23 protein-coding genes are annotated in these 26,166 nt (G+C 68.1%); 8 read left to right on the top strand and 15 right to left on the bottom strand.

Features of this window, described 5'->3' with window-relative positions; translation table 11 throughout:
* Positions 1-44: 44 nt before the first annotated feature.
* The 8 genes from serB (at position 45) to RIL96_RS03360 (ending at position 10,204) form a co-directional block, all read left to right on the top strand.
* Positions 45-1,049 carry a phosphoserine phosphatase SerB gene (gene serB, locus RIL96_RS03395; protein ID WP_310547713.1) on the top strand — a complete coding sequence of 335 codons (1,005 nt, stop codon included), beginning with the start codon at positions 45-47 and terminating at the stop codon, positions 1,047-1,049.
* Between the two features lie 145 nt (positions 1,050-1,194).
* Positions 1,195-3,321 (top strand): transketolase, encoded by a 2,127-nt coding sequence (gene tkt, locus RIL96_RS03390; protein ID WP_310547592.1) that lies wholly within the window; start codon positions 1,195-1,197, stop codon positions 3,319-3,321.
* A gap of 53 nt (positions 3,322-3,374) precedes the next feature.
* Positions 3,375-4,499, top strand: coding sequence for a transaldolase (gene tal, locus RIL96_RS03385; protein WP_310547591.1), 1,125 nt, complete (start codon positions 3,375-3,377; stop codon positions 4,497-4,499).
* Positions 4,500-4,575: 76 nt separating this feature from the next.
* The gene (locus tag RIL96_RS03380) at positions 4,576-6,228 is read left to right on the top strand and encodes a phosphoglucose isomerase-related protein (protein ID WP_310547590.1); all 1,653 of its coding nucleotides are present in this window, start codon (positions 4,576-4,578) and stop codon (positions 6,226-6,228) included.
* A 21-nt stretch (positions 6,229-6,249) separates the two neighbouring features.
* Complete coding sequence (gene zwf / locus RIL96_RS03375) at positions 6,250-7,779, top strand: glucose-6-phosphate dehydrogenase (protein WP_310547589.1); 1,530 nt, start codon at positions 6,250-6,252, stop codon at positions 7,777-7,779.
* 37 nt (positions 7,780-7,816) lie between these two features.
* Positions 7,817-8,776 carry a glucose-6-phosphate dehydrogenase assembly protein OpcA gene (locus RIL96_RS03370; protein ID WP_310547588.1) on the top strand — a complete coding sequence of 320 codons (960 nt, stop codon included), beginning with the start codon at positions 7,817-7,819 and terminating at the stop codon, positions 8,774-8,776.
* A 14-nt stretch (positions 8,777-8,790) separates the two neighbouring features.
* Positions 8,791-9,645 (top strand): 6-phosphogluconolactonase, encoded by an 855-nt coding sequence (gene pgl / locus RIL96_RS03365; protein WP_310547587.1) that lies wholly within the window; start codon positions 8,791-8,793, stop codon positions 9,643-9,645.
* A complete protein-coding gene (locus RIL96_RS03360) occupies positions 9,638-10,204 on the top strand; it encodes a pyridoxine/pyridoxamine 5'-phosphate oxidase (RefSeq protein ID WP_310547586.1) in 567 nt (188 codons plus the stop codon). The genes pgl and RIL96_RS03360 overlap by 8 nt, the downstream gene beginning before the upstream one ends.
* On the opposite strand, the gene RIL96_RS03355 is transcribed toward RIL96_RS03360, so the two are convergent.
* From RIL96_RS03355 to RIL96_RS03285, 15 genes are all read right to left on the bottom strand, one after another.
* Positions 10,153-11,313 carry an ABC transporter ATP-binding protein gene (locus RIL96_RS03355; protein WP_310547585.1) on the bottom strand — a complete coding sequence of 387 codons (1,161 nt, stop codon included), beginning with the start codon at positions 11,311-11,313 and terminating at the stop codon, positions 10,153-10,155. The genes RIL96_RS03360 and RIL96_RS03355 overlap by 52 nt on opposite strands.
* Positions 11,314-11,376: 63 nt before the next feature.
* Entirely contained in the window at positions 11,377-13,020 is a 1,644-nt protein-coding gene (locus RIL96_RS03350) for an ABC transporter permease (protein WP_310547584.1), read from the bottom strand.
* 14 nt (positions 13,021-13,034) lie between these two features.
* On the bottom strand, positions 13,035-14,057 hold the full coding sequence (locus RIL96_RS03345; protein ID WP_310547583.1) for an ABC transporter substrate-binding protein: 1,023 nt from the start codon (positions 14,055-14,057) through the stop codon (positions 13,035-13,037).
* 43 nt (positions 14,058-14,100) lie between these two features.
* Positions 14,101-15,036, bottom strand: a complete 936-nt coding sequence (locus RIL96_RS03340) for a metallophosphoesterase family protein (protein WP_310547582.1) — start codon at positions 15,034-15,036, stop codon at positions 14,101-14,103.
* A complete protein-coding gene (locus RIL96_RS03335; protein ID WP_310547581.1) occupies positions 15,033-15,698 on the bottom strand; it encodes a tyrosine-protein phosphatase in 666 nt (221 codons plus the stop codon). Before RIL96_RS03335 ends, RIL96_RS03340 begins: the two co-directional genes overlap by 4 nt.
* A gap of 272 nt (positions 15,699-15,970) precedes the next feature.
* Positions 15,971-16,222: a preprotein translocase subunit SecG gene (secG, locus tag RIL96_RS03330; RefSeq protein ID WP_310547580.1), complete on the bottom strand. Its 252-nt coding sequence runs from the start codon at positions 16,220-16,222 to the stop codon at positions 15,971-15,973.
* Between the two features lie 103 nt (positions 16,223-16,325).
* A complete protein-coding gene (gene tpiA, locus RIL96_RS03325) occupies positions 16,326-17,141 on the bottom strand; it encodes a triose-phosphate isomerase (protein ID WP_310547579.1) in 816 nt (271 codons plus the stop codon).
* A gap of 48 nt (positions 17,142-17,189) precedes the next feature.
* Entirely contained in the window at positions 17,190-18,416 is a 1,227-nt protein-coding gene (locus RIL96_RS03320; RefSeq protein ID WP_310547578.1) for a phosphoglycerate kinase, read from the bottom strand.
* 122 nt (positions 18,417-18,538) lie between these two features.
* Positions 18,539-19,543, bottom strand: a complete 1,005-nt coding sequence (gene gap, locus RIL96_RS03315) for a type I glyceraldehyde-3-phosphate dehydrogenase (RefSeq protein WP_310547577.1) — start codon at positions 19,541-19,543, stop codon at positions 18,539-18,541.
* A gap of 216 nt (positions 19,544-19,759) precedes the next feature.
* Complete coding sequence (locus tag RIL96_RS03310; RefSeq protein ID WP_310547576.1) at positions 19,760-20,392, bottom strand: superoxide dismutase; 633 nt, start codon at positions 20,390-20,392, stop codon at positions 19,760-19,762.
* A gap of 75 nt (positions 20,393-20,467) precedes the next feature.
* Positions 20,468-21,448, bottom strand: coding sequence for a DNA-binding protein WhiA (gene whiA / locus RIL96_RS03305; protein WP_310547575.1), 981 nt, complete (start codon positions 21,446-21,448; stop codon positions 20,468-20,470).
* Positions 21,449-21,497: 49 nt separating this feature from the next.
* Positions 21,498-22,505, bottom strand: a complete 1,008-nt coding sequence (locus RIL96_RS03300; RefSeq protein WP_310547574.1) for a gluconeogenesis factor YvcK family protein — start codon at positions 22,503-22,505, stop codon at positions 21,498-21,500.
* Complete coding sequence (rapZ, locus tag RIL96_RS03295; RefSeq protein WP_310547573.1) at positions 22,502-23,395, bottom strand: RNase adapter RapZ; 894 nt, start codon at positions 23,393-23,395, stop codon at positions 22,502-22,504. Before rapZ ends, RIL96_RS03300 begins: the two co-directional genes overlap by 4 nt.
* An 11-nt stretch (positions 23,396-23,406) precedes the next feature.
* Positions 23,407-25,416, bottom strand: coding sequence for an excinuclease ABC subunit UvrC (gene uvrC / locus RIL96_RS03290; RefSeq protein ID WP_310547572.1), 2,010 nt, complete (start codon positions 25,414-25,416; stop codon positions 23,407-23,409).
* Complete coding sequence (locus tag RIL96_RS03285; protein WP_374761842.1) at positions 25,416-26,093, bottom strand: lysophospholipid acyltransferase family protein; 678 nt, start codon at positions 26,091-26,093, stop codon at positions 25,416-25,418. The genes uvrC and RIL96_RS03285 overlap by 1 nt, the downstream gene beginning before the upstream one ends.
* Between the last annotated feature and the right edge of the window lie 73 nt (positions 26,094-26,166).

Below are 26,166 nucleotides of genomic sequence, written 5' to 3'. Positions count from 1 at the left end.
CACTATCGAAAGCCGCAGATCCCACCGGCTAGGCTGAATCGGTGATGTCACAGTCTTCGACGATTCCGTCCTCCCCACATGCCGGTCAGCCACACGCCCCGCTTGCCGACGGCACCGTCGTGACGCTGGCTGCCTCGGGGCTTTCCGCGGACCTGATCGAGTCCCTGACCTCCGAGTTCGCCCGTCACGGCAGTGTGACCCAGGTCCAGTCTGCGCAGTTCCCCACCCGGGCGGTGGGAGCAGAGCAGATCGTGCCGGTACCGGCTGCGCGGTGGGCGATCAGCAGCCCCGGCCGCGAGCAGGCACAGAATGTGTCAGAGATCACTGCTGCGCTCGAGGCTGCGACAGCACCGCTCACCTCAGACGCCGAGGCCGCCCCGGTCACCGCCACCGTCCTTCCGGCCTCTCGGCGCCCGGGCGCCCGGGCCATGCTCCTGATGGACGTGGACTCCACGCTGATCGATGAGGAGGTCATCGATCTGATCGCCCGGCGGGCCGGACGTCAGGCGGAGGTGGCGGCAGTGACCGAGGCGGCGATGCGCGGTGAGCTGGACTTCGCCGGCTCACTGCACCGGCGCGTAGCCGCCCTGGAGGGCCTGCCGGTGTCCGTGTTCGACGAGGTCCTCGACGCCGTCCACCCCACCTGCGGGGCCGGTGAGCTGCTCGCGGCCGCGGCTGACCGCGGCTGGCCGCGCGCCGCAGTATCCGGCGGATTCCGCCAGGTGCTGACCCCGCTGGCCGCTCGGCTCGGGCTGACCGACCACCACGCCAATACGCTCGGCGTGGAGGACGGGCTGCTGACCGGCACCGTCCAGGGGGCGGTGGTCGACGGAGCGGCCAAGGCCCGTTACCTGCACGAGACCGCCGCGGCCTACGGGGTCACCGCTCAGCAGGTCATCGCCATCGGTGACGGCGCCAATGACATCGACATGACCTCCGCCGCCGGCGTCGGCGTCGCCTTCTGCGCCAAGCCGGCGTTGGAAGAGCACACGACGTTCAGCATCCGGCATCGGTCGCTGCAGCTGGTCAGCTGGGCGCTGGGTGTGTGAGGTCGGCCCGACGCAGTCCAAGGACCGCGGCGAGCAGGCGCCCGCAAGACACGATCCCGGGGCGGCGGTAGTCTGGTCGCAGATGCGGCACGACGGCGTGCGCGCCTGTGGACCCCACCGCTGAACCGATGATGGAGGAAACCCCGTGACCGACTCTGCCGTGCACTCGCCCGAGACGTTCTCTGAGACAGACCGCCGGGCGGTGGACACACTTCGAGTCCTCGCCGCCGACGCCGTGGAGAAGGTCGGCTCCGGACACCCCGGTACCGCCATGGCACTGGCACCAGCGGCCTATCTGCTGTTCCAGCGGACGATGCGCCACGATCCGACCGACCCGCAGTGGATCGGCCGCGACCGGTTCATCCTCTCCCCCGGGCACACCTCCCTGACCCTGTACCTGCAGCTGTACTTCTCCGGCTACGGTCTGGAGCTCGATGACATCATCGGACTGCGCAGTTGGGACTCGCTGACTCCCGGGCACCCGGAATACGGGCACACCGCCGGAGTGGAGATCACCACCGGCCCGCTGGGCCAGGGCCTGGCCTCGGCGGTGGGCTTCGCCTACGGGCAGCGGCGCATGCGCGGGCTGCTCGACCCCGACGCCCCGGCAGGCCAGAGCCCCTTCGACCACACTGTGTGGGTCATCGCCTCCGACGGCGATCTCCAGGAGGGCGTCACCTCTGAGGCCTCCTCCCTGGCGGGCCATCAGCAGCTGGGCAACCTGGTGGTCATCTATGACGACAACAAGATCTCCATCGAAGACGACACCGATATCGCCTTCTCCGAGGATGTCTCGGCCCGGTACGCCTCCTACGGATGGCACGTCCAGGACGTGGACTGGACCAAGACCGGCGAGTACGTCGAAGACGTCGACGAGCTGGCCCGCGCGCTGGACGAGGCCAAGGCGACCACTGACCGGCCGTCGCTGATCAACCTGCGCACCATCATCGGATGGCCTGCCCCGACGAAGCAGAACACCGGAGCGATCCACGGCTCGAAGCTCGGCGGCGAGGAGCTTGCCGCGGTCAAAGAGATCCTGGGCTTCGACCCACAGCAGCACTTCGTTGTCGAGGATGAGGTCATTGAACACTCCCGCCGCCTGCTCGAGCGCTGCCGGCAGACCCGGGCCGAGTGGGACGAGGCGCTGCGCGCCTGGCGGACGGCCAACCCGGAGCGGGCCCAGCTGCTGGACCGGCTGCAGGCCGGTGAGCTGCCGCAGAACTGGGAGGACCAGCTGCCCCAGTTCCCCGCCGGAGAGTCGGTGGCGACCCGCGCGGCCTCGGGCACAGTGCTCAACGCTGTCGGCGAGGTGCTCCCCGAGCTGTGGGGCGGTTCTGCGGACCTGGCGGGGTCGAACAACACGCTGATCGAGGACTCGCCCTCGTTCGTGCCTGAAGAGCGCCAGACGGCGAAGTTCTCCGGGAACCCGTACGGGCGGAATCTGCACTTCGGCGTCCGTGAACATGCCGCCGCATCCCTCATCAACGGCATCGCGCTGTCCACACCCACCCGCCCGTACGCCGGAACGTTCTTGATCTTCAGCGACTACCAGCGCCCTGCGGTGCGCCTGGCCGCGCTGATGGGTGTCGGGTCGATCTTCGTGTGGACCCACGATTCCATCGGACTCGGTGAGGACGGGCCCACCCATCAGCCGGTGGAGCAGTTGGCGAGCCTGCGCGCCATCCCGAACTTCGACGTGGTGCGTCCCGGTGACCCCAATGAGGTCTCCATCGCATGGCGTGAGGTGCTGCGCCGCAGTGATCGGCCGGCCGGGCTGGCCCTGACCCGCCAGGGGATCCCGACCTTCGCCCGCGGTGCCGGGGATGCCGATGCCGCGGACTTCGCCTCGGCCGAAGGGGTGGCCCGCGGTGCCTATGTCCTGGCCGAAGCAGTCCGTGACGGCGAGGTCGTCACCCCCGACGTCCTGCTGCTGGCCACCGGCTCGGAGGTCCAGCTCGCGGTAGAAGCCCGCGAGAGCCTGGCCGAGCAGGGGGTGGCCGCCCGGGTCGTCTCGGTGCCGTGCCAGGAGTGGTTCGCTGAGCAGCCCGAGGACTACCGTGCCGCGGTGCTGCCGCCCTCGGTGAAGGCCCGGGTCGCAGTGGAGGCCGCCCACCCGATGAGCTGGCATGCCTGGGTCGGCGACGCCGGCCGCGTGGTGGGCCTGGACCACTTCGGGGCCTCCGCCGACTACCAGACCCTGTACCGCGAGTTCGGCCTGACTGCCGACGCGGTGGTCACCGCCGCACAGGAGTCGGTCCGGGCAGCAGGCTGACCCCGGCTGTTCGACCGACGTCCCCGAAGAACCACCCACCAGGAGGAGCTGACATGGCAGCCAACCCCAACACCCAGGCACTCTCCGATCTCGGCGTGTCGATCTGGCTCGACGACCTCTCCCGCGAACGCCTCGACTCCGGCTCGCTGCAGGAGCTGATCAGCACCCGCAACGTCGTCGGCGTCACCACGAACCCGACGATCTTCGAGAACGCGCTGAAGAACGGTGCGGCCTATGAGGAGCAGCTGCGCCAGCTCGCCGCCGAGGGCGCCGACGCCGACCGCGCCGTCTCCGCGATCACCGTCGAAGATGTCCGCCGCGCCTGCGATGTCTTCGCCGAGGTCTACACCGCGACCGGCGGAGTCGACGGCCGGGTCTCCTTGGAGGTCGACCCGCGCCTGGCCCGCGACGCCGATGCGACGATCGCCCAGGCCCGTGAGCTGTACCGCGCGGTGGACCGCGAGAATGTGATGATCAAGATCCCGGCGACCGTCGAGGGTATCGAGGCGATCGCCGCGGTCCTGGCTGAGGGCATCAGCGTCAACGTGACCCTGGTGTTCTCCCTCGAGCGCTACCGGGCGGTGATCAACGCCTTCATGCTGGGGCTGGAGAAGGCCCACGCCGATGGCTATGACATCTCCGCCGTCCACTCGGTGGCCTCATTCTTCGTCTCCCGCGTCGATTCCGAGGTGGACCGGCGTCTGGAGCTCGCGGCGGAGGCCGGGCGCCCGGGCACTGAGAAGCTGCGTGGGGCGACCGCCATCGCCAATGCCCGGCTGGCTCATCAGATCGCCGCGGAGAGCTTCAGCTCCGAACGCTGGCAGCTGTTGGCCGACCGCGGTGCCCACCCGCAGCGGCTGCTGCTGGCCTCCACCGGCACCAAGGACCCGAACCTCTCGGACACGATCTACGTCACCGAGCTGGTGGCCGGGAACGTCGTGAACACCATGCCGGAGAAGACTCTGGAGGCTCTGGCCGATCACGGTGTGGTCGACGGGGACACGATGACCGACACGTACGTGGACTCGAACCGGGTCCTCGACGGCATCACCGCCGCCGGGATCAGCTACCGCGGAGTGGTCGACACGCTGGAGGAGGAAGGGCTCGAGAAGTTCGAGACCTCCTGGAACGGACTGCTGAAGACCGTGGAGGACGGGCTCCGGCGCCACGCCGGCTGAGTCTGAGACCACAGGCGCCGACGACAGACCTGAGACCACAGACCCGAGACTACAGACCCGAAGGGACACCGTTGCCATGAGTTCGCTCTCCCTGGTCCTGCACGGGGCCGCCCGCGAGGCCGTCGACACCCAGGTGCCCGGGTTGGTGGATCACGAGTTCGCCTCCCGGCTGATGGCTCAGGACCACACCCTGTGGGGTCCTGCGGCCGAGGACGAGGCGGCCAAACGCCTGGGGTGGGTCTCGCTGTTCGAGACCTCCCGTGAGCTCATCCCCCGGATACAGCGGCTGCGGGAGGAACTGACTGCTGAGGGCGTGGACCGGGTGGTTCTCGCCGGAATGGGCGGTTCGTCCCTGGCTCCCGAGGTCATCTGCGCCGTCCACGGTGTGGAGCTGACGGTGCTTGACTCCACTGACCCGCAGCATGTGGCCTCCGTCCTCGCCGAGGACATCGACCGCACCGTGCTGGTGGTCTCGTCGAAGTCCGGGTCCACAGTGGAGACCGACACGCAGCGGCGCCTGGTCTCGGCGGCCTTCGAGCGCACGGGCATCGATCCCGCCTCGCGCACGGTGGTGGTGACCGACCCCGGCTCACCGCTGGCGGAATCGGCTGCCGCCGACGGCGTCCGTGCAGTCGTCGAGGCTGATCCCACAGTCGGCGGCCGCTACTCGGCGCTGACAGCATTCGGCCTGGTCCCCTCGGGACTGGCAGGAGCGGATCTCGAGGCGCTGATCGAGGAGGCTGAGGACGCCGCCGTCGTGCTGACCGAGGACGACGCCGCGAATCCCGGACTGCAGCTGGGAGCGGCGATGGGCGGCACCCGGCCGCTGCGCAATAAGCTGATCATCACGGACCAGGGTTCGCCGCTGACGGGGCTCGGCGCGTGGATCGAGCAGCTGGTGGCGGAGTCCACGGGCAAAGACTCCACCGGCGTGCTTCCGGTGATCGTCGGTGACGGTGAGCCGGAGCTGAGCCGTGAGGATCATGACGCGCTCGTCGTCGCGCTGGTGGACCCTGATCAGGATGGCGGCGACGCCGGCACCGGTGAGGAGCTGATCGTCTCGGAGCATCTGGTGCGCACCGGCGGCAGCCTGGGTGCGCAGTTCCTGCTGTGGGAGGTCGCCACCGCGGTGGCCGGCTCGCTGCTGGGGATCAATCCCTTCGATCAGCCTGATGTGGAGTCTGCCAAGGCCGCAGCCCGGGGCCTGCTGGAGGAGCCGGCGGTTGAGTCCGGTCAGGCCAGCCTCGACGGCGCCGTCGAGCTCCGGGGCCTCGGCGGCGCTGAGGCATCCGGCTCGCTGGTCGACTCACTGCGCAACCTGGTCACCTCTGTGCCTGAGGACGGCTATGTGGCCATCATGGCTTATCTGGACCGCACTGCTGAGCAGCGTCTTGAGGCGATCCGCGCTCAGCTCTCCGCACTGACCGGCCGCCCGGTCACCTTCGGATGGGGCCCGCGGTTCCTCCATTCGACCGGCCAGTTCCATAAGGGGGGGCCGCATACCGGGGTCTTCCTGCAGATCACTGCCGGCACCGGTGACCACGGAGACACCGCTGACCTCGATGTCCCCGGACGGCCCTTCAGTGTGGGGCAGCTCATCGCTGCCCAGGCCGACGGAGATGCTGAGGTCCTGGCGCAGGCGGGGATGCCCGTGCTGAGCCTGCGGCTGGGGCGCCGCTCGGCCGGAATCGATCAGATCCTGGATGCCGTCGACGCGCTCGTCGGCTGAGAACCTCCCTGAAAGGTGCCCATGCCCGCCAACCCGCTCCGGGATGTCCGCGATAAGCGGCTGAACCGCATCGCCGGTCCCTCCGCGCTGGTCATGTTCGGCGTCACCGGGGATCTGGCGCGCAAGAAGCTGCTGCCGGCGGTCTATGACTTGGCCAACCGTGGACTGCTGCCGCCGTCTTTCGCTCTGGTGGGCTTCGGCCGCCGTGACTGGGACGACGAGGACTTCGCCGCCGAGGTCTTGGAGCATGTGCGCCGCTCAGCCCGGACTCCGTTCGACCAGCGGGTGTGGGATCAGCTGCGCCAGGGGCTGCGTTTCGTCTCGGCGGAGGGCTTCGATGACGACTCCGCCTATGTGCGCCTGCATCAGACCCTGGAGGAGCTGAAGACCTCCCGAGGCACGGGGGATCATCACGCCTTCTATCTCTCCATCCCGCCGAACTCCTTCGAGATGGTCTGTGAGCGGCTGTCCTCCCATGACCTGGCTTCGCGCCACGGCGGTGCGGGGTGGCGGCGCGTCGTCATCGAGAAGCCCTTCGGCCATGATCTGGAGTCGGCGCGGGAGCTCAATAGGATCGTGGAATCGGTGTTCCCCTCGGACTCGGTGTTCCGCATCGATCACTATCTGGGCAAAGAGACCGTGCAGAACCTGCTGGCCCTGCGATTCGCCAACCAGCTCTTCGAACCGCTGTGGAACGCGAACTATGTGGACCATGTCCAGATCACCATGGCCGAGGACATCGGCATCGGCGGGCGGGCGAGCTATTACGACGGCGTCGGTGCCGCCCGGGATGTGCTACAGAACCATCTGCTGCAGCTGCTGGCGCTGACCGCGATGGAAGAGCCGATCTCCTTCGATGCCGCTGACCTGCGGGCGGAGAAGGCCAAGGTGCTCAAGGCGGTCCGACTGCCCGAGGATCTGGAGGCGGCCTCGGCCCGGGGCCAGTACGCCTCCGGCTGGCAGGGCGGTGAGCAGGTGGTCGGCTTCCTCGACGAGGAGGGCTTCAACACCGAATCGACCACGGAGACCTTCGCCGCGCTGAAACTGGAGATCAATAATCGCCGCTGGGCCGGGGCGCCGTTCTATCTGCGCACCGGCAAACGGCTGGGCCGCCGGGTCACCGAGATCGCCGTGGTGTTCAAACGCACTCCGCACATGCTCTTCCAGGATCACGGCAGTGCGGAGTTCGGCCAGAACGCCGTGGTCATCCGGATCCAACCCGATGAGGGTGCGACGATCCGGTTCGCCTCCAAGGTCCCGGGCACCCAGATGGAGGTCCGGGATGTCACGATGGACTTCGGCTACGGACATGCGTTCACCGAGGACAGCCCGGAGGCCTATGAGCGGCTCATCCTCGATGTGCTGCTCGGTGAGCCGCCGTTGTTCCCACGTCATGAGGAAGTCGAACTCTCCTGGAAGATCCTGGATCCCTTCGAGGAGCATTGGGCGGCCTTGGGCACCCAGCCCGAGCAGTATGCCCCGGGCAGCTGGGGCCCCGACTCGGCCCATGCGCTGATGGCCCGCGACGGGCGCACCTGGCGGCGCCCATGAGTGCAGGACACCGCAGGACCAAGCTGAGGAGCATCCGATGATCGTCGACATCGAAGACACGACGACGGCTCAGGTGGGCAAGCGGCTGGCGGTCATCCGTGAAGACGGCGGTGTGGTCGCCCTCTCCCGGGTGCTCACTCTGGTGATCCTCGCCTCCAACGGGCGTGTGGAAGAGGCCATCGCCGCGGCGAACCGGGCCTCGCGGGAGCATCCCTGCCGGATCATCGTCCTGGCGGTAGGTTCCCGAGAGGCCGAGACGCGGTTGGACGCTCAGATCCGGGTGGGCGGTGATGCCGGAGCCTCCGAGGTGGTGGTGCTGCGCTGCGGCGGCGAGCTGGTGGACCACCAGGAATCGACGATCTCCTCCCTGCTGCTGCCCGACGCCCCAGTGGTGGCCTGGTGGGCGGACGAGGTGCCGGCGGACGTCAGCGACACGCCGATCGGCAGGCTGGCGCACCGCCGCATCACCGACATCACCCAGACTGCTGAACCCTATGCGGCGCTGGAGGGACTGCGGTCCACCTACACCGCCGGAGACACGGATCTCTGCTGGACGCGGCTGACGCGCTGGCGGATTCAGCTGGCCAGCATCCTCGACATTGTGGACCCAGCGACCATCACCTCGATCACTGTGGATTCCCCGGCCGAGGTGCCCAGTGCCGCGCTGCTGGCCGCCTGGCTGCATCGTCGGCTGCAGGTGCCGGTCGGGTTGACCTGCATCGCCCCGGGTACGGTACTCACCGCGGTGCACCTGCACACCACTGACGGTGAGGTGGTGCTGTCTCGGCCGGACGGGGACATCGCGCGGCTGCATCTGGCCGAGGGGCCCACCCAGTCGGTGCCGCTGCCGGTACGCACCCTGGAGGACTGCCTGGCCGAGGAGCTGCGCCGGCTCGATGCCGATGAGATCTTCGGCGAAGTGCTCACCGAGGATCTGCCACAGGTCGATTTCAGTGCCTGCGTGCTGACCCCCACCCCGCCCACACCAGCCGACTGAGCAGGAGGACCACGATGACCCGGGTGCTGCACCGGTTCGCCGACCGAGACGCGATGTGTGAAGCGGTGGCTCGAGAGTTCCTCGCCGTCCTCGCTGAGGCGGTGGAGACCCACGGCAGCGCCCATGCCGTGCTGACCGGCGGAGGCGCCGGCATCGGCATCTTGGACGCTGCGGCCCGGCTTGTGGACACTGAGCGGAACAGCGGGCGGAACACCGCGCAGCTAGCTGAGCACACAGCAGGGCAGGCACCGGTGCCGGAGTGGTCGCAGGTGCATTTCTGGTGGGGTGATGAGCGACTGCTGGCCGGTGGGGAGGCCGAGCGCAACGACGAGCAGGCTGATGCGGCGCTGCTGCGCCGTCTGGTGGCCGAATACGGACTGCCGGAGGAGAACATCCACCGGATGCCGAGCACAGAGCTGGCGGTCTCCCCGGCGCAGGGGGCGGAGGCCTACTCGGCTGACCTTGCGGCCTTCGCCGATGATGAAGAGGATGACGAACAGCGCGCGAGGCTTCTTCTCCCGCGCTTCGATGTGCTGCTGCTCGGGGTCGGTCCGGACGGGCACGTGGCCAGCCTCTTCCCCGGCAGGGACTCGCTGACGGTCAGCGGGGTCTGCTGTGTGGGTGAGTCAGACTCGCCGAAGCCGCCTCCGAGCCGGGTGTCGCTGACCTTCGACGCGATCAGCACTGCCGAGCGGGTCTGGATGGTCGTCGCCGGGCAGGACAAAGCCGCTGCGGTGGCTCGGGCCTTCACCGACGGCACGGCCGTCGAGGAGATTCCCGCAGTCGGTGCCCTGGGCCGGGCCGAGACCGTCTGGCATATCGATCAGGCCGCCGGCTCAGCACTGACCGAGGAATCCACCGGTGACTGAGACGCTGCGTGATCGGCTGCGCGGCCTTCCGGCGCTGAACGGGACTCCCCCACACGGCGCTGACCCGCTTGCGGTGCATGCGGACCCAACCGCCCATTTCCTGAACTGGTTCGATCAGGCGGTGGCGGCGGCAGTCCCGGAACCGCAGGTGATGACACTGTCCACTGTGGATGCCGAGGGAATCCCTGATTCTCGCCCGCTGATTCTCCGGGATCTCGATGAGCGCGGGTGGGCCTTCGCCTCCTCGGCATCCCAGCGCAAAGGACATCAGTTGGCGCAGCGGCCGGCTGCTGCGCTGAGTTTCTGGTGGCAGCCGATCATGCGCTGTGTCCGTGTCCGAGGCGTGGTGGAACAGGCCTCGGCCCAGGAGAGCGCGGCTGATCTTGCCAGACGCAGCCCGCAGGCTCAGGCCGGCGAGGAGGCTCGGGGCTGGACGCTGTACCGTCTGCTCCCCCAGCGGGTGGAGTTCTGGCAGGGGTCGCCGGACCGTCGGCACACCCGTGTGATCTACACCGGTTCAGCAGGGTCCTGGCGTGTCGAGACCTCAGCCGGCTCCTGAGCCGGCTCCTGGGCCGGGTCCTGGCCAGCTCCAGCCGCCGCCTCGAAGAACGTGCCGCCGGTGATGTGCACCTGGACCCGTTCCCCCGGTGAGGGCCGGTAGCCCGCTGCTTCCCCGCGGAGGGACATCTCCCGCCACTGCAGTTCCACGGAGTGGGCGTGACTGCCGAACAGACTCGAGACGACTTCCGGCGCGCCGGCCCCCTCATCAGCCCCGTCGTCACCGAGAGGTGAGACCTGCAGCTGCCGAGGAGTCACCGCCAACTGCCCCGTCGAGACTCCGCCGGAGGGCCGCCCGGAGCGGGTCAGCCGGTCCGCCGGGAGGCTCAGCGGCAGATCACGTGCGTAGAACCCCTCCGGCCCGAAGGTCCCGGGGACCAGTGCGGCGTCACTGATGAATTCGGCCACGAACGGCGAGGCCGGAGATGCCACCAGCTCCTGAGGTGTGGCGACCTGGCAGATCCGGCCGCCGTCGAGCACCACCACACGGTCCGCCACGGCCAAGGCCTCGCTGCGGTCATGGGTCACATGCACCACGGTCAGTCCCAACCTCCGGGACATCGACTGCAGCTGGAAGCGCAGACTGGCCCGCAGCGGCTCGTCCAGCGCCGAGAGCGCCTCGTCCAGCAGCAGCACCGAGGGCTCATGGACGATGGCGCGGGCCAACGCCACCCGCTGCTGCTGACCCCCCGAAAGCTGATCCGGGCGACGCGCCTCCATCCCGGAGAGCCCCACCAGCTCCAGCACATCGGTCACCCTGCGGCGGCGTTCCGAGCGCGGGAGTCTCGCCAGCCGCAGCGGATAGCTGATGTTCGCCTCCACGCTCATATGCGGCCAGAGCGCGTGCTGTTGGAAGACCATGCCCAGGCCCCGGGACTCCACACTGGTGCCCCCGGCCGAGGAGGCGATGGGTTCACCGGCGAGGCTGATCGTCCCGGCGCTGGGAGTCAGGAAACCAGCCAAGGTGCGCAGCAGCGTGGTCTTCCCGGAGCCGGAGGGGCCGACCAGGGCGATGAACTCGCCGTCGTCGATATCGAGACTGATCTCCTCTAAGGCGGTGTGGCCGTCGTCGTAACGGATCTCGATCCGGTCGAAGCTCACTGCTGCCATGGGTCATCTCCTGGGAGGTCATGGTGGGGTCGAAGGTCTGTGGTGCTCACGGTCGGCGGCTCGTCATCCTGCCCGCAGCCGTCTGCCGATGAGCCCGAGGGCCGCCAGCCCGAGGACGGTCACCAGCACCGAGAGGGCGGCGGCGTTGCCGTAGGCCCCCTGCTGCTGCAAGTTGAAGATCGCCACCCCCAGGGTCTGTGCCCCCGGAGGCAGCAGCAACGCGGAGATGGTCAGTTCACGCACCGCGGTGAGCAGCACCAGCAGCGCTCCGGCACCGGCGGCGGGAAGTGCCAGGCGCACTGAGACGTCACGGAACGCGCGCAGCGGCCCGGCCCCACTGATCCGCGCGGCCTCCTCCAGGGCAGCTGAGGTTGTCCGCAGCGGAGCCTCCACGGTCTGGACGACCAGCGCCACGAAGGACATCACATAGGCGCAGAGGATCAGCCACAGCGAGTTGTAGAGCCCGATATAGGGGGCGGCCAGCAGCCATCCGACGGCGACGATGATCCCCGGTACGGCCAGCGGAGCCATCGAGACCGCTCGGAGTCCCTGACGTCCCGGGAGCCTGGTGCGGGTCAGCACCGTGCCGATCGCGGTGCCGAGGATCCCGCTGATCAGCGCCGCGCCCACCGCCAGCATCGTGGAGGTCTGCGCACCGGTGATGGTCCATGAGGACTCCAGCACAGTGGTGAAGTTCTGCAGCGTGATGTTCTGCCAGGTCAACGCCACGCCCGGCGCCGGAAGCAGCGCTTGCAGGCAGAGGGCGAGCAGCGGCAGCACCGTCAGCGCACTCACCGCTGCGGCGGTCAGCGCCGACCACAGGCCCCGGCGTCGCAGCGCGATGGGTTCCGGGATCGAGGAGGTCGCACGCACCTGGATCCCCCGGCGAGAGAGCCGGTTGACTCCGAACATGCCCACGGCGACCAGAAGCAGCAGCACCAGCCCGATGCAGGCGGCGAGCTCGACCGGGTTCTCCACGGTGCCCGAGCGGACGAACCGGTAGGCGACCGTCGCCAACGTCTCGTATCCGGCGGGGGTGCCGATGAGTGAGGGGATGCCGAAGTCGGCGAGATTCGACACCGCCACCAGCACGAAGGAGGAGAGCATCGCTGGGCGCAGCAGCGGCAACGTGACGTCACGCAGCATCCGCCCGGTACGGGCGCCGCTGGCGCGTGCCGCCTGCTCCAGCTCGGCCGGTATCCGCGCCAACGCGGCCGCGATGACGAGGTAGGCCACCGGATAGGAGTGCAGGGCGAGCAGGAAGATCACACCGTCAGCACCGTAGATCTCCCACAGCGGACCTCCGAGCCGCTCCTCCAGGGCCCGGTTGATCAGTCCCGCCGGCCCGAAGAGGCCCGTCCAGCTGATCGCCCCGATGAACGGGGGCACCAGCATGGGGCTCAGTGCCAGCAGACGCAGTGCTCCACGGCCCGGCAGGTCGGTGTGCTCGATGAGCAGCACGAAGACCAGTGCCATGAGCACCGCGAGAGCTCCGGAGAGCACGGCGCTGGTGATGCTGTTCCAGGTGGCCTGGGCGACGTCGCCGGTGGCCAGCTCACCCAACCGGCCGCTGAGCATGCCGTAGAGGACGACCAGCGTCAGCGGGGCGACGATGACCACGAGGCAGAAGAGCCAGAGCACCAGGTTGAGGACTCCTAAGGAGGGGGCCTCAGTGAGACGGCGCTGTGGTGTGGTGAGACGAGTCATCGGCCTCAGGCTGCTCAGTTCGCCCCGATGGTGGAGTCGAAGAGGTCGATGGCCTCCTCCTGGTTCTCCGAGACCTCGTCGATGTCAGCCTCCATCAGGGTCACCTCGTCGAGGTCCGGAGCACCCTCAGGAGTGCCGGCGTCGTCGCGCACCGGCATATAGTTCTGCTCGACGGCGAACTCCTGCCCGCGCTGACTGATGAGGTAGTCCACGAAGGCGCGGGAGGCCTCTTCCTCCTCAGTCGATTCGAAGATGCCGACAGGCTGGTAGATGTACGGTGCACCCTCGACCGGGTAGCTGACCTCCACCGGGGAGCCTTGGTCGCGCAGATCCCGCATCATGAAGTCCACGACGATCCCCACCGGGTAGGTGCCGGAGGCGACATCCTGACCGACCGGGCCGTTGGAGTCCGCGATGACCGGCGAGTTCTCCGCGACATCCTCGAACCAGCTCTCGCCCATATCGTCATTGAGGTACCAGACGGCGGCGTTGAAGGCCGCCGCACCGGAGACCGCCGGGTTGGGCAGGGTGATCTGCCCGTCGTACTCCTCCTCGGTCAGCTCGTCCCAGGATTCCGGCGGAGTGTCGACGTCGTTGGTGTTGTACGCGATCACCGTGGGGATGACCCGTGTCCCGTAGTAGTAGCCTTCGGGGTCCTGGAACTCCTCCTGCACGGCCTCGGCCTCCTCCGACTCCAGAGGAAGCAGCAGATCCTGTTCCTTATACCCCTCGAAAGTGGGGGCGTCGGCGGCCAGGAACACATCGGCGCCGGGGTCTCCCCCGGCCATCTCGGACTCGATCCGGGCGGTGAGGTCACCGGTGCCTGCCCGGTAGACCTCGACGTCGACGTCCGGTTCGACCTCGTTGAAGTCGGCGATGAGCTCGTCGATCTTCTCCTGCGGCTCCGAGGTGTAGAGCGTGATGGAAGCCTCGATCCCCTCGCCCTCCGAGGAGTCGTCGTTGCCGCCGCAGCCTGCCAGCACCAGGGATGTGATGCTCAGCGTGCAGATCAGTGTGGCAGTGTGCCGTGTGCTCATCTCGGTTCGGTTCCTCTCGGTCATGGTTATCTGGGGTGGTCGTTCAGCTGCTGGCCGTGTGGTGTCCGGTTGCTGAGGGCCTGGCTGTTTGGGAGCTGGCTGTTTGGAGGCTGGCTGTTTGGGAGCTGATCGTGGCGGCCCGCCGCAGCTCCAGCGGCACAGCTGACCAGCTGTGCCGAGTCAGGGTGATGATCGAGTACATGGGCCGGTCCACCACCTCTCCGCTGAGCTGCTGCGGATCATCGGTGGGCTGTTGGTAGGCCAGGGCCGGGGTGGTCCAGAGTCCTGCCCCGGCGAAGCTGCCGGACTGGACATGGTGGTAATGCCCGGTGAGGATCAGCCGGATGTCCGAGCCGCGGACGACGTCGGCCAGTGCCGCCGAGTCCACCAGCCCCCGTCCGGCCAGGTTCTTCAGCGGCGAGTCCACTGGGCTGTGGTGCAGGCACAGCACGCTCCCCCACGGAGCGGGCTCCCGGAGGATCTCACGCAGCCGGTGCAGCTGCTGCTCGCCGAGCTCTGCGGTGGAGCTGTCCAGGCCGATGAGCCGCAGCGGGCCCAGCTGCCGGGACCACGGCAGGCCGGTCCCGGCGTGCTGAGCCCCGGCATGCTGAGTCCCCGCATGCTGAGTCCCCGCATGCTGAGTCCCGGCATGCTGAATCCCGGCGTGCTGGTGGCACGCGGGGTGCGAGAACGCAGGATGGTCGGAGACGTCGTGGTTGCCGGGCACTAGGTGCAGGCTGATGTCGAAGACCTCGCGGAGTGCGCTCAGGGCACTGAATACGCCGTGGTAGGCAGCGGCATCCTGGCGGTGGACGAGATCTCCGGTGACGACGACGGCGTCGAGCCCCGGCGCCGTTCGGGGCAGCTGTGCGGTGAGATCCTGCACGTACTGCGCGACGGGGATCGTCTCGAAGAGGGTGCCCGAGGCGGTGGCGTGGAGGTCCGAGAGGTGCAGCAGGGTGATCTGGTCGGCGCTCATCGGCGTTCCGCCCGAGCCCGCAGTGCGGCGATCGCCTCGTCGGGCATCCCGTAGTGACGCAGATACCCGTCTGCTCCGCCCCAGTTCTCCTTCAGGGTCTTCACGACGGCGCCCAGTGCGGCGGCCGGGCTCGTCAGGTGCAGGTCCAGGGCTTGTTGCTGTGTCGCGGGATCAGGCGCCTGCGCCCGGATACGAGAGATCACCCAGTCCCGTTGCTGTGCGGAGAGCTGACTGGCAGAGGCAGCGTAGTCGGCGATGACCTCGTCTTCCCGGTCTCCGGCGGCGAGTCTGCTCAGTGCGATGATCAGCCCCGTGCGGTCTTTGCCCAGTGTGCAGTGCACGAGAACACCACGCGGGGCCTCGGCGATGTATCGGACGGCATCGATGACCCGCTCGGGGCGGTGATGCAGCAGAAGGTCGTAGACCTCGGCGAAGCTGCCCGAACGCGGAGGCCCATCCGGAAAATCGTAGAGCGGCAGCCGGTGAGTGGGGATGGCCCGCTCTTCAGAGCAGATGCCGGAGCTGTACTCCGAGGGTTCACGCAGATCGAGGATCCTGCGTACCCCTGCCTCGGCGAGCTGCCGGAATCCGGCTGAATCGAGCATGTCCACAGAAGCCGAACGCCACAGCCACGGCCGGCCGGAGCTGTCCTGTGAAGCCACCCGCGCATTGGACAGTCCGGGGATGGAAAGGACAGGACCTAGAGGGCCTGACGCCCGTTCGATGCTCTCCTGTTCACTCACCGAAGCGATGGTGCCTCAGCCGCGTGAGGCGCGGGTGAGGAACGCATGAGCAGCACGTGAACGCTGGGCGACATCGGCGTGCATCCTCGCGTGCTCAGTCATGCGAGAGGGCCGCACCCTGCACAGGGTGCGGCCCTCTCCGCGGGGAGCATCTCAGCGCCGACGCGGCGCGAGTCAGATGCTGTCCTTGATCAGATGTCGACGTTGACCTGGATCAGCAGACCGAGAGCGACCACAGTCAGCCCCCAGACGATCCCCAGGGTGATGGTGAGCCTGTTGAGGTTCCGCTCCGCGACACCCGAAGAGCCCAGGGAGGAGGTGACTCCACCGCCGAACATATCCGACATACCGCCGCCGCGGCCCTTGTGCAGCAGGATCAGCAGGATGAGCAGGAGGCTGGTGCCCGCCAGAAGAATCTGAAGGGCGAGAGTCAGTGCGTCCACGTCGGCCTTTCTCCGTGGTCCGGAACAGGTGCAGTCATCCAGGATACCCCGTCAGCTGCGCGCCCGTCAGACACGGCACCCGCCGGGGCCCTCACCCGTGCATTCACTCCGTCACCAGATGCTTCTCGAAGGTCGCGATCTTGGCGAACTCCTCGGCCTCCAAGCTCGCCCCGCCCACCAGCGCGCCGTCGACGTCGGCGCCACGCAGGATGGCGGCGACGTTCGACGACTTCACCGATCCGCCGTAGAGCACGCGCACCCCCGCCGCGAACTCCTCAGAGTAACGCTGGGCCAGATGCGCTCGGATCGCCGAGGCCATCTCCTGGGCATCCTCCGGACCGGCCACTTCACCGGTGCCGATCGCCCAGACCGGCTCATAGGCGACGACGAGCTCCGCCAGTTCCTCGGCCGAGAGGCCCTCCAGAGCGCCGTCGAGCTGAGCCAAGGTGTGGCTCACATGTTCGCCGGCGTTGCGCACCTGGAGCCCCTCACCGACGCAGAGCACCGGCACCAGCTCGTGGGCCAGTGCGGCGCGGATCTTCGCGTTCAGCAGCCCATCCGACTCCCCGTGCACCTCACGACGCTCCGAATGACCGATGAGCACCTGCGTGCAGCCCAGCCGCTGGAGGAATCGCCCCGAGATGTCACCGGTGTAGGCACCGGAGTCCTTATCCGAGAGATCCTGCGCGCCGTAGTCGATCCTCAGGCGGTCACCAGCCACCAGAGTCTGGACTCCGCGCAGATCAGTGAACGGCGGAAACACAGAGACCTGCACACGGTCATAGTCATGCCCGGCATCATCGAGCGTCCAGGCCAGCTTCTGGACCAAGGCCACGGCCTGCATATGGTCCATGTTCATCTTCCAGTTGCCGGCGATCAGCGGCCGGCGCACAAACTGTCCGTCCTTCTGTGCAGTCATATCTGAGTTCCTTGCCTCGTCGTCGATATCCTCAGCTGGTCAGCATCCTCAGCTGGTCAGCGCGTCGATCCCCGGCAGGTTCTTGCCCTCCAGGTACTCCAAGCTGGCTCCGCCGCCGGTGGAGATATGCCCGAAACCGGACTCGTCAAAGCCGAGGCTGCGCACTGCCGCTGCGGAATCGCCGCCGCCGACCACGGTGAAGCCCTCAGTCTCCGTCAGCCCCCGGGCCACCGCCGCAGTACCGTGGGCAAAGGGCTCCAGCTCGAACACGCCCATCGGCCCGTTCCAGAACACCGTGTTCGAGTCCACGATCTCCTTGGCGAAACGCTGCGCCGACTCCGGGCCGATGTCCAGCCCCAAGGCCTGATCGCCAAAGGCCCCGGACTCCAGTGCCTCGACGGGCAGCACCGTATGCTCAGCCTCCGCCGAGAACTCCGAGGCCATCACGATGTCAGTGGGCAGGATGAGGCGGCAGCCCAGCCGTTCGGCCTCCTGGATGAATCCTCGGACCGTCTCGACCTTGTCATCCTCCACCAGGGACTGGCCGATCCCATAGCCCTGAGCCTTGAGGAACGTGTAGACCATTCCGCCGCCGATCAGCAGCGTATCCGCACGGGTCATCAGGCTCTCGATGACCGCCAGCTTGTCAGAGACCTTCGAACCGCCCAGCACCACAGTGTAGGGCCGCTGCGGAGCCTCGGTGAGCCGGTGCAGCACCTGCAGCTCATCACGTACCAGATCACCCTGATACGAGGGCAGCTGCGCAGTGATGTCCACGACGGAGGCGTGACGACGGTGCACTGCGCCGAAGGCATCCCCCACATAGGCCCCGTCCTGACCGGTCAGACCGGCCAGCTCACCGGCCAACTCCCGGCGCTGCACGTCGTCCTTGGACGTCTCCCGGGGATCGAACCGCACGTTCTCCAGCAGCAGGATGGACCCATCAGCCAGAGCCTCGCTGCGCGCCCGGGCGTCCTCCCCGACCAGGTCCGAGGCGGCCTGCACCGGCACCTGTGTGAGTTCAGCCATGCGCCGGGCCACCGGAGCCAGCGAGAACGCCGGATCCGGGGCACCCTTGGGGCGTCCCAGATGAGCGGCCACCAGCACCCGCGCACCGGCCTGGGCCAGCTTCTCCAGCACCGGAAGCGAGGCACGGATGCGGCCGTCATCGGTGACGGCATCCCCGTCGAGAGGCACATTGAGGTCTGAACGGACCAGTACACGCCGCCCGGCCACACCGTCGGCCAGCAGGGAATCCAGAGTCTGAGCTGTCATAGGTCACACACTACCAATCTGCACAACACGGAAGGCCCCGTCCGGGACCTGGATCGATGGTATCGATCCGGGCTGGACGGGGCCTTCCTTCCACGTGATGAACTTCGGGTGAATCTCGCCGCTCAGAGGGCCGCAGCCACGTGGGCGGCCAGGTCCACCAGACGGCAGGAGTAGCCGTACTCGTTGTCATACCAACCCACGACCTTCACCGTGCGCCCGATGACCTTCGTCAGCGGGGCGTCGAAGATCGTGGAGTGCGGGTCTCCGATGATGTCGTGGGAGACGATCGGGTCTTCGCTGTAGTGCAGCAGGCCCTTCAGCGGCCCCTCGGCGGCCTGGCGGAAGGCTGCGTTGACCTGCTCAGCGGTCACGCCTTCGGACTCCACGGTGACGGTCAGGTCGGTGGCCGAGCCGTCGATGACCGGCACGCGCATCGCGTAGCCGTCGAGCTTGCCGGCGACCTCCGGGATGACGGTCCCGATGGCCGCAGCGGCACCGGTGGAGGTCGGGATCATGGAGACCGCGGCGGCACGGGCACGGCGGCGGTCACGGTGCGGGGCGTCGTGGAGACGCTGGTCACCGGTGTAGGCGTGGACGGTGGTCATCAGACCCTCGACGATGCCGAACTCGTCGGAGAGGACCTTCACCAGGGGCGCCAGGCAGTTGGTGGTGCAGGAGGCGTTGGAGACGACGTCCATCGTCGAGGCGTCGAAGTCGTTCTCGTTGATGCCCATCACCAGGGTGGCGTCGACCTCCTTGCCGGGGGCCGAGAGGATGACCTTCTTCGCTCCGGCCTCCAGGTGCGCCTTGGCCGCCGGACCCTTGTTGAACTTGCCGGTGCACTCCAGCACGATGTCCACGCCCAGCTCGCTCCAGGGCAGATCCTTCGGGTCCTTCTCCTGGGTCAGGCGGACGGAACGACCGTTGACGACGAGGTTCTCGCCCTCGGCGCGGATGTCGCCGTCGAACCGGCCCATCACTGAGTCGTACTTCGTGAGGAACACCAGGTCCTCGGCGTCCGTGAGGTCATTGATCGCCACGACCTGGAGGTCGTCACGCTGCTCGAGGATGCGGAACGCGGTGCGTCCGATACGTCCGAAACCGTTGATTGCGATGGTCGTCGCCATGTCATTCCTTCCTGGGTTCACCGTCCACTGGGCACAGAACTCCCCAGAGACGAGTCAGGGATCAGCCCGGGACACCGGACCGCCACGGCCCGGGCCCCGCGCTGACCCCCAACAACGTCGTTGTTCTCAGGTTGGTCTGCAGAACGCTGATATGAAGTTTGTCCTGGCCTCATCATCTCATAGACGAGGCCTCATCGGGCCGGAGAGTCGCCGACGTCACGGAGTGATGAGCGCCGAAGCTCCCGCACGTGCCGCAGCCAGACGCTGGGCGACGTCCTCCCAGTTCACGATGTTCCAGAACGCCTTGACGTAGTCCGGCTTGACGTTCAGGTAGTCCAGGTAGAAGGCGTGCTCCCACATGTCCAACATCAGCAGCGGGGTGGTGGCCACCGGCACACCGTTCTGCTGGTCGTAGAACTGCTCGATCACCAGGTTGCCGCCGATCGGCTCATAGGCCAGGATCGCCCAGCCGGAGCCCTGGATCGTCAGCGCGGTGTTGGTGAACTGGTCGCGGAAGCTCTCGAAGGAGCCGAAGTGCTCGTCGATGGCGGCAGCCAGCTCACCCTCGGGGCGCTCAGCACCCTCCGGCGAGAGGTTCTTCCAGAAGATCGAGTGGTTGGTGTGACCACCGAGGTTGAAGGCCAGGTCCTTGGCCAGCTTCGGGATCGTGCTGAAGTCACCCTTCTCGCGGGCCTCGGCCATCTGCTCCAGAGCGGTGTTGGCGCCCTTGACGTAGGTGGCGTGGTGCTTGGAGTGGTGGAGCTCCATGATGCGGCCGGAGATGTGCGGCTCCAGCGCGCCGTAGTCGTAGTCCAGCTCAGGCAGGGTGTACTGAGTCTGCTCAGCCATGAGTGACCTCCTCATCGTGGGTGTCTTCATCGTTCATCCTATGTCCAGCACAGGCGGCGGGTGAACCCCGCGTCATCAGTCGTCGACCATCTCCGAGGTCACGTGCGCCTCCGTACCGGGGACGTCGAGTTCGGCCGCCTTCTTGTCCGCCATCGCCAGCAGACGGCGGATCCGCCCGGCGATGGCATCCTTGGTCATCGGCGGATCGGCCAGCCGACCGAGCTCATCGAGAGAGGCCTGCTTATGCTGCAGGCGTAACTCCCCCGAGTACCGCAGATGCTCGGGGACGTCCTCTCCCAGGATCTCCAGGGCGCGCTCCACCCGAGCACCGGCGGCCACTGCGGCCTGGGCCGAGCGGCGCAGGTTGGCGTCGTCGAAGTTCGCCAGACGGTTCGCCGTGGCGCGGACCTCCTTGCGCATCCGCCGCTCCTCCCACACCAGCAGCGTCTGGTGGGCACCCATACGGGTCAGCAGTGCGGCGATGGCGTCGCCGTCACGCAGCACCACCCGATCGACGCTGCGCACCTCGCGGGCCTTGGCCGTGAGGTCCAGACGCCGTGCCGCACCCACCAGAGCCAGGGCGGCCTCGGGGCCGGGGCAGGTCACCTCCAGAGAGGAAGAACGTCCCGGCTCGGTCAGCGAGCCGTGGGCCAGGAACGCACCGCGCCAAGCGGCCACCGCGTCGGCGACCGACCCGTTGACCACCGTCGAGGGCAGCCCCCGGATCGGGCGGCCGCGGGCATCCAGCAGACCGGTCTGCCGGGCCAGCGTCTCCCCCTCGCGGACCACGCGGACCACATACCTGCTGCCCTTCTTGAGCCCGGAGCCGGTGACCACGATGATCTCCGAGCCGTGCCCATAGACCTCGGAGATCGCCGCGCGCAGACGACGAGCGGTGGCCGCGTGGTCGAGCTCAGCCTCGATCACGATGCGACCCGAGATCAGGTGCAGGCCGCCGGCGAACCGGAGCATCGCCGAGACCTCGGCCTTCCGCTCCGAGGTGGTGGCGGCCTCCTGCCGGGAGAGCTCTTCTTTGACCGATTCGGTCAGGGCCATGGATGCGTGTCCTCGTCGGTGTCGTGGATTGTGTCAGCTGCGGAGACGATCAGCTGCCGAAGACCTCGCCGAAGGCGATGGCCAGGCGCAGCGGATCATGGACCGCCGGATGATCATCTCTGCGGATGTGATGGTAGCTGACCTGGCCGCCGAGTGCGCGGGCGGCCTCTTCGAAGGCTGGCCGGTCCGCGGTCTTCACACAGGCCTCATCAGCGATGAAACGGTCGATCCGCAGCCCCGGAGCGTAGTGCCCCAGCACCTGAAGATGATCGGCCGGGGTCATCCCGTCGGTCTCCCCGTCCGAACCGGCCTCAAGATTCATCACCACGCAGCGGCGGGCCTCGGTGCCGATCAGCGCCTCCCGGAGATCGGCGAGCAGCAGGTGCGGCAGCACTGAGGTGTACCAGGAGCCGGGGCCGAAGACGACCCAGTCACTGAGCTCGATGGCCGAGACGGCCTCCGCGCAGGCCTCCGCCTCCGCCGGCTGGATCCGCACATCGGAGACGCGCCCCACCCGCCCGGCACGGGCCAGCTCAGCCTGAGACTGCACACGGACCGGTTCCCCGCCCTGCGGCGGATGCACCAGGCCCGACATGGTCAGCGGATGCCGGGACATCGGCAGCACCTGACCCCTGGCCCCCAGCAGCGCTCCTGCCCAGCGCAGGCCCTCGACATGATCACCGATCAGCTCCCAGAGCGCGACGATCAGCAGATTGCCCATCGCATGATTGTCCAAAGGCCCGGAGACGCCGTCGCGGGAGGAGAAACGATGCTGCATGACCGCAGCCCATGTCCTGCCCCACTCGGTGTCGTCACAGAGCGCCGCCAGGGCCATCCGCAGATCACCGGGAGGCAGCACGTCCATGTCCTCACGGAGTCTGCCGGAGGAGCCGCCGTCGTCGGCCACCGTCACCACAGCAGTCAGATGCTCGGCGGCGATGACACGCAACGCCGCCAACGAGGCTGAGAGGCCATGACCGCCGCCGAGCGCAGTCACACGGTAGGAACTCCGCGTCGCCGTCGGAGTCGTCCGTGGGGTCAGCCGGTCGATGCTCATTCCCGTCCCAGATCACGGTGCACAGTGTTGACCGTGACGTTCGAGGTCTGCTGCAGCCGACGGGCCAGCTCCTCGGAGATGGCCACGGAACGGTGCTTGCCTCCGGTGCAGCCGACCGCGATCGTCGCATAGTGCTTGTTCTCCCGCCGGTAGCCCTCCAGCACCGGGCGCAGCGCCTCCACATACCGGGCGACGAACTCCTCGGCCCCGGCGTCGACCAGCACGTAGTCACGCACCGCGGAGTCCTGGCCGGTGAGCGGACGCAGCTCCGGCACCCAATGTGGGTTCGGCACGAAGCGCACATCGGCGACGAAGTTCGCATCGGCGGGCACACCGTATTTGAAGCCGAAGCTCATCACGTTCAGCCGCAGCGTGATCGGACCGTCCTCGCTGAACAGGTCGGTGACTGCCGCGGCCAGCCCGTGGACGTTGAGATCCGTGGTGTCCAGCACGATCTCGGCACCGTTGCGGATGTCCTTTAGGGTCTCCCGCTCGGCGGTGATGCCGTCGAGGATCCGCCCGGAGCCCTGCAGCGGATGCGGCCGGCGTCCCTGCTCGAAACGGCGCACCAGCAGCTCATCAGAGGCGTCGAGGAACAGCACACGGTAGCTGATCCCCGCCGTGCGGATCTGCTCCAGTGCGCCGAGGATGTCGGTGTAGAGCCCGCGGGAGCGGACGTCGACGACGACGGCGAGCTTCTCCACCGAACCGGGATTGCGCGCGATGAGGTCCATCATGGTGGGGATCAGCTCAGTGGGCATCCCCTCGACGACGTACCAGCCGAGGTCCTCCAGCGCGTGGGCGGCCGTGGTCCGACCGGCGCCCGACATGCCCGTGACGATCAGCAGCTCGTTCTCGGGGGGCTTCACCGGTGTCAGTCCGTCGCTCATAGTTCTCCAGCCTAGCCGTCGGCCTGCAGGTGGTCGAGGATGCGCCGGGCCGTCGCCTCCCCGACCCCGGGGACCTCGGCGATCTGCTCCACGGTGGCCTCCTTCAGCCGAGCCACCGACCCGAAATGCTCGACGACGGCGCTGCGCCGGGCGGGGCCGAGCCCGGGCACCTCATCCAGGGCGGAGCGGGTCATCTCCTGCGAGCGCCGGGAACGGTGGTAGGCGATGGCGTAGCGGTGGGCCTCATCGCGGACTCGCTGGAGCATGTACAGCGCCTGGGAGCCGCGCGGCAGGACCATCGGGAACTCGTCATCGGGCAGCCAGACCTCCTCGAGCCGCTTGGCCAGGCCGATGACGGGAAGATCCGTGATGCCGAGGTCGTGGAGGGCCTGCTGTGCGGCGGCGACCTGCGGCTGGCCGCCGTCGACGACGACGAGGCTCGGCGGGTAGGCGAACCGGGACGCCTGCCGGTCGGTGGTGGTGTCCGCACGCGGCGCGGCGTCGTCATCTTCCGCGGCGCCTTCCGCGGCACCTTCCGCGGGCTCCTGCCCGGCCTGCCCGATCTGTTCAGACTCCTCGAGCCCCTCGACGGCCTCGGTGACCGCGGACTCCTGCTCTGCCTGCTGCTTCAGGTGGCGGGCGAAACGCCGCGAGATGACGTCGTACATCGCTGAGGTGTCATCACGGGCGGCCTCGCCACGGATCGAGAAGCGGCGGTAGTCCCGGCGGGTCGGCAGACCGTCCTCCAGCACCACCATGGAGGCCACCACGTGCGTCCCCGAGGTGTGCGAGACGTCGAAGCACTCGATGCGCAGCAGCGGCTCCGGAGCATCCAGGGCCTCCTGCAGCTCGCGCAGCGCCTGGGACCGGGTGGTGATGTCCGAGGTCCGGCGGGCCTTATGCAGGCTCAGCGCCTGCTCGGCGTTCTCCCGGACGGTGCCCAGCAGGGCCGCCTTGTCACCGCGGCGGGGCATCCGCAGGTCCACAGCCGCCCCCCGTTGGGTGCGCAGCCAGGCGGAGACGTCCTCGGCCTGGTCAGGCAGTGTGGGCACCAACACCTGGCGGGGAATGCGTTCGGCGTCGCCGATGGCGCCGTAGACCTGCAGCAGCAGCTGCTCGATCAGCCCGGCCTCGTCGGTCTCCTCGACCTTCTCCACCACCCAGCCGCGCTGACCACGGATCCGGCCCTGACGGATGTGGAAGACCTGCACGGCGGCTTCCAGCTCATCCTCGGCCACCGCGAAGACATCGGCCTCCGTCTCCTCGGAGAGGACCACGGCGTTGCGCTCGAAGACCCGGCGCAGCGCCTGGAGATCATCACGACGTCGGGCAGCGTCCTCATACCGGAGATCGGCCACGGCCTCCTTCATCTCCGCTTCGAGGCGGCGCATCTGCGGACCCGGGCGCCCGGCCATGACCTCGCAGAACTCCTCGGCCAGCTCACGGTGGTCCTCGGCGCTGATCCGCCCCACACAGGGCGCGGAGCATTTGTCGATGTATCCCAGCAGGCAGGGCCGCCCGGAGGCCTCGGCTCGGCGGAAGACCCCGGCTGAGCAGGAACGGACGGGGAACACGCGCAGCATCGTGTCCACCGTCTCGCGGATGGCCTTGGCCGGATGGAACGGGCCGAAGTACTTCACCCCGGGCCGCCGGTCTCCGCGCATGACCTGCACCCGGGGGAAGGTCTCGTTCATGGTCACGGCCAGGTACGGATAGGACTTGTCATCGCGGTACATGATGTTGAACCGCGGCGTGTGCTGCTTGATCCAGGTGTACTCAAGCTGGATCGCCTCGAGCTCGGAGCCCACCACTGTCCACTCCACGGAGGAGGCCGCATGCACCATCGCATAGGTCTTCGGGTGCAGCCCGTCGGGGTCGGCGAAATAGCTGTTGAGCCGCGAGCGCAGGTTCTTCGCCTTCCCCACGTAGACCACCCGCCCATGCGGGTCGATGAACCGGTACACCCCCGGGTTGCTGGGGATCTCTCCGGGCCGGGGCCGGTAGCTGCGGGGGTCGGCCATCAGTCGTGCTGGGCGGCGGCAGGCGGGGCGTTGTACCCCTCGGCGCGTTGTTGCCCGGACATCGCGGCGATGGCGTCCATCACCTGTGCAGTGGCCTCGCGGCGCACCGGCAGCGGGTGCTTCTGACCCAGGTGCTCGAACCGCAGCGGCGCGCCCACATGCATCTCGAAACGTGCTGGCCGCATGGTGTGGGAATCGGCGGCCTGGAGCTTCTCGGTGCCCACCAGTCCGACGGGGACCACCGGCAGACCGGTGGCCAGGGCCAGCCACCCCACCCCGTTCTTTCCGCGGTAGAGCCGGCCGTCCCGGCTGCGGGTGCCTTCGGGGTAGATCCCCACCCCGTAGCCCTCAGCGGCGATGCGGCCGAGCTCGTGCAGCGCCTCCACCGAGGCTGACTGCTTCTGCCGTTCCACCGGCACTGAGCCGACCGATTCGAAGAACATGCGCATGCCGCGGCCCTTCAACCCGGGTGAGGTGAAGTACTCGGCTTTGGCGAAGAAGCTGACCTGCCGGGGGAACAGGGCCTGGATCAGCACCGAGTCCAAGAAGGAGAGGTGGTTGCTGGCGACGATGAAGCCGCCCTCGGCCGGCACGTTGTCCATCCCGGTGATCACCGGACGGCAGCTCAGCCGCAGCATCGTCGCGAAGGTGCTGCGGACAGCCCCGTGGGTCAGCAGCCTGGTCTTGCGCCGGGCCGCGGACTTCACAGACTCCGCAGCCTCCTCGGCGGTCGCTCGTTCTGTGCTCACT

It is taken from the genome of Nesterenkonia aerolata (genome assembly GCF_031470965.1).
In the GTDB taxonomy this organism is placed as follows: Bacteria; Actinomycetota; Actinomycetes; order Actinomycetales; family Micrococcaceae; genus Nesterenkonia; species Nesterenkonia aerolata.
The sequence above is the reverse complement of the archived record's forward strand: the minus strand, read 5'-3'. Positions and strand labels throughout refer to the sequence as shown.

Bases quoted from the DNA above. Each gene is read 5' to 3' on its own strand.
- whiA (WP_310547575.1), bottom strand. From the start codon at position 21,448: ATGGCCCTGACCGAATCGGTCAAAGAAGAGCTCTCCCGGCAGGAGGCC.
- gap (WP_310547577.1), bottom strand. From the start codon at position 19,543: ATGGCGACGACCATCGCAATCAACGGTTTCGGACGTATCGGACGCACC.
- uvrC (WP_310547572.1), bottom strand. From the start codon at position 25,416: ATGGCCGACCCCCGCAGCTACCGGCCCCGGCCCGGAGAGATCCCCAGC.
- RIL96_RS03320 (WP_310547578.1), bottom strand. From the start codon at position 18,416: ATGACAGCTCAGACTCTGGATTCCCTGCTGGCCGACGGTGTGGCCGGG.
- RIL96_RS03355 (WP_310547585.1), bottom strand. From the start codon at position 11,313: ATGGCAGCAGTGAGCTTCGACCGGATCGAGATCCGTTACGACGACGGC.
- pgl (WP_310547587.1), top strand. From the start codon at position 8,791: ATGACCCGGGTGCTGCACCGGTTCGCCGACCGAGACGCGATGTGTGAA.
- rapZ (WP_310547573.1), bottom strand. From the start codon at position 23,395: ATGAGCGACGGACTGACACCGGTGAAGCCCCCCGAGAACGAGCTGCTG.
- RIL96_RS03380 (WP_310547590.1), top strand. From the start codon at position 4,576: ATGAGTTCGCTCTCCCTGGTCCTGCACGGGGCCGCCCGCGAGGCCGTC.
- RIL96_RS03310 (WP_310547576.1), bottom strand. From the start codon at position 20,392: ATGGCTGAGCAGACTCAGTACACCCTGCCTGAGCTGGACTACGACTAC.
- zwf (WP_310547589.1), top strand. From the start codon at position 6,250: ATGCCCGCCAACCCGCTCCGGGATGTCCGCGATAAGCGGCTGAACCGC.
- tpiA (WP_310547579.1), bottom strand. From the start codon at position 17,141: ATGACTGCACAGAAGGACGGACAGTTTGTGCGCCGGCCGCTGATCGCC.
- RIL96_RS03345 (WP_310547583.1), bottom strand. From the start codon at position 14,057: ATGAGCACACGGCACACTGCCACACTGATCTGCACGCTGAGCATCACA.
- RIL96_RS03300 (WP_310547574.1), bottom strand. From the start codon at position 22,505: ATGAGCATCGACCGGCTGACCCCACGGACGACTCCGACGGCGACGCGG.
- RIL96_RS03340 (WP_310547582.1), bottom strand. From the start codon at position 15,036: ATGAGCGCCGACCAGATCACCCTGCTGCACCTCTCGGACCTCCACGCC.
- serB (WP_310547713.1), top strand. From the start codon at position 45: ATGTCACAGTCTTCGACGATTCCGTCCTCCCCACATGCCGGTCAGCCA.
- RIL96_RS03350 (WP_310547584.1), bottom strand. From the start codon at position 13,020: ATGACTCGTCTCACCACACCACAGCGCCGTCTCACTGAGGCCCCCTCC.
- tal (WP_310547591.1), top strand. From the start codon at position 3,375: ATGGCAGCCAACCCCAACACCCAGGCACTCTCCGATCTCGGCGTGTCG.
- RIL96_RS03370 (WP_310547588.1), top strand. From the start codon at position 7,817: ATGATCGTCGACATCGAAGACACGACGACGGCTCAGGTGGGCAAGCGG.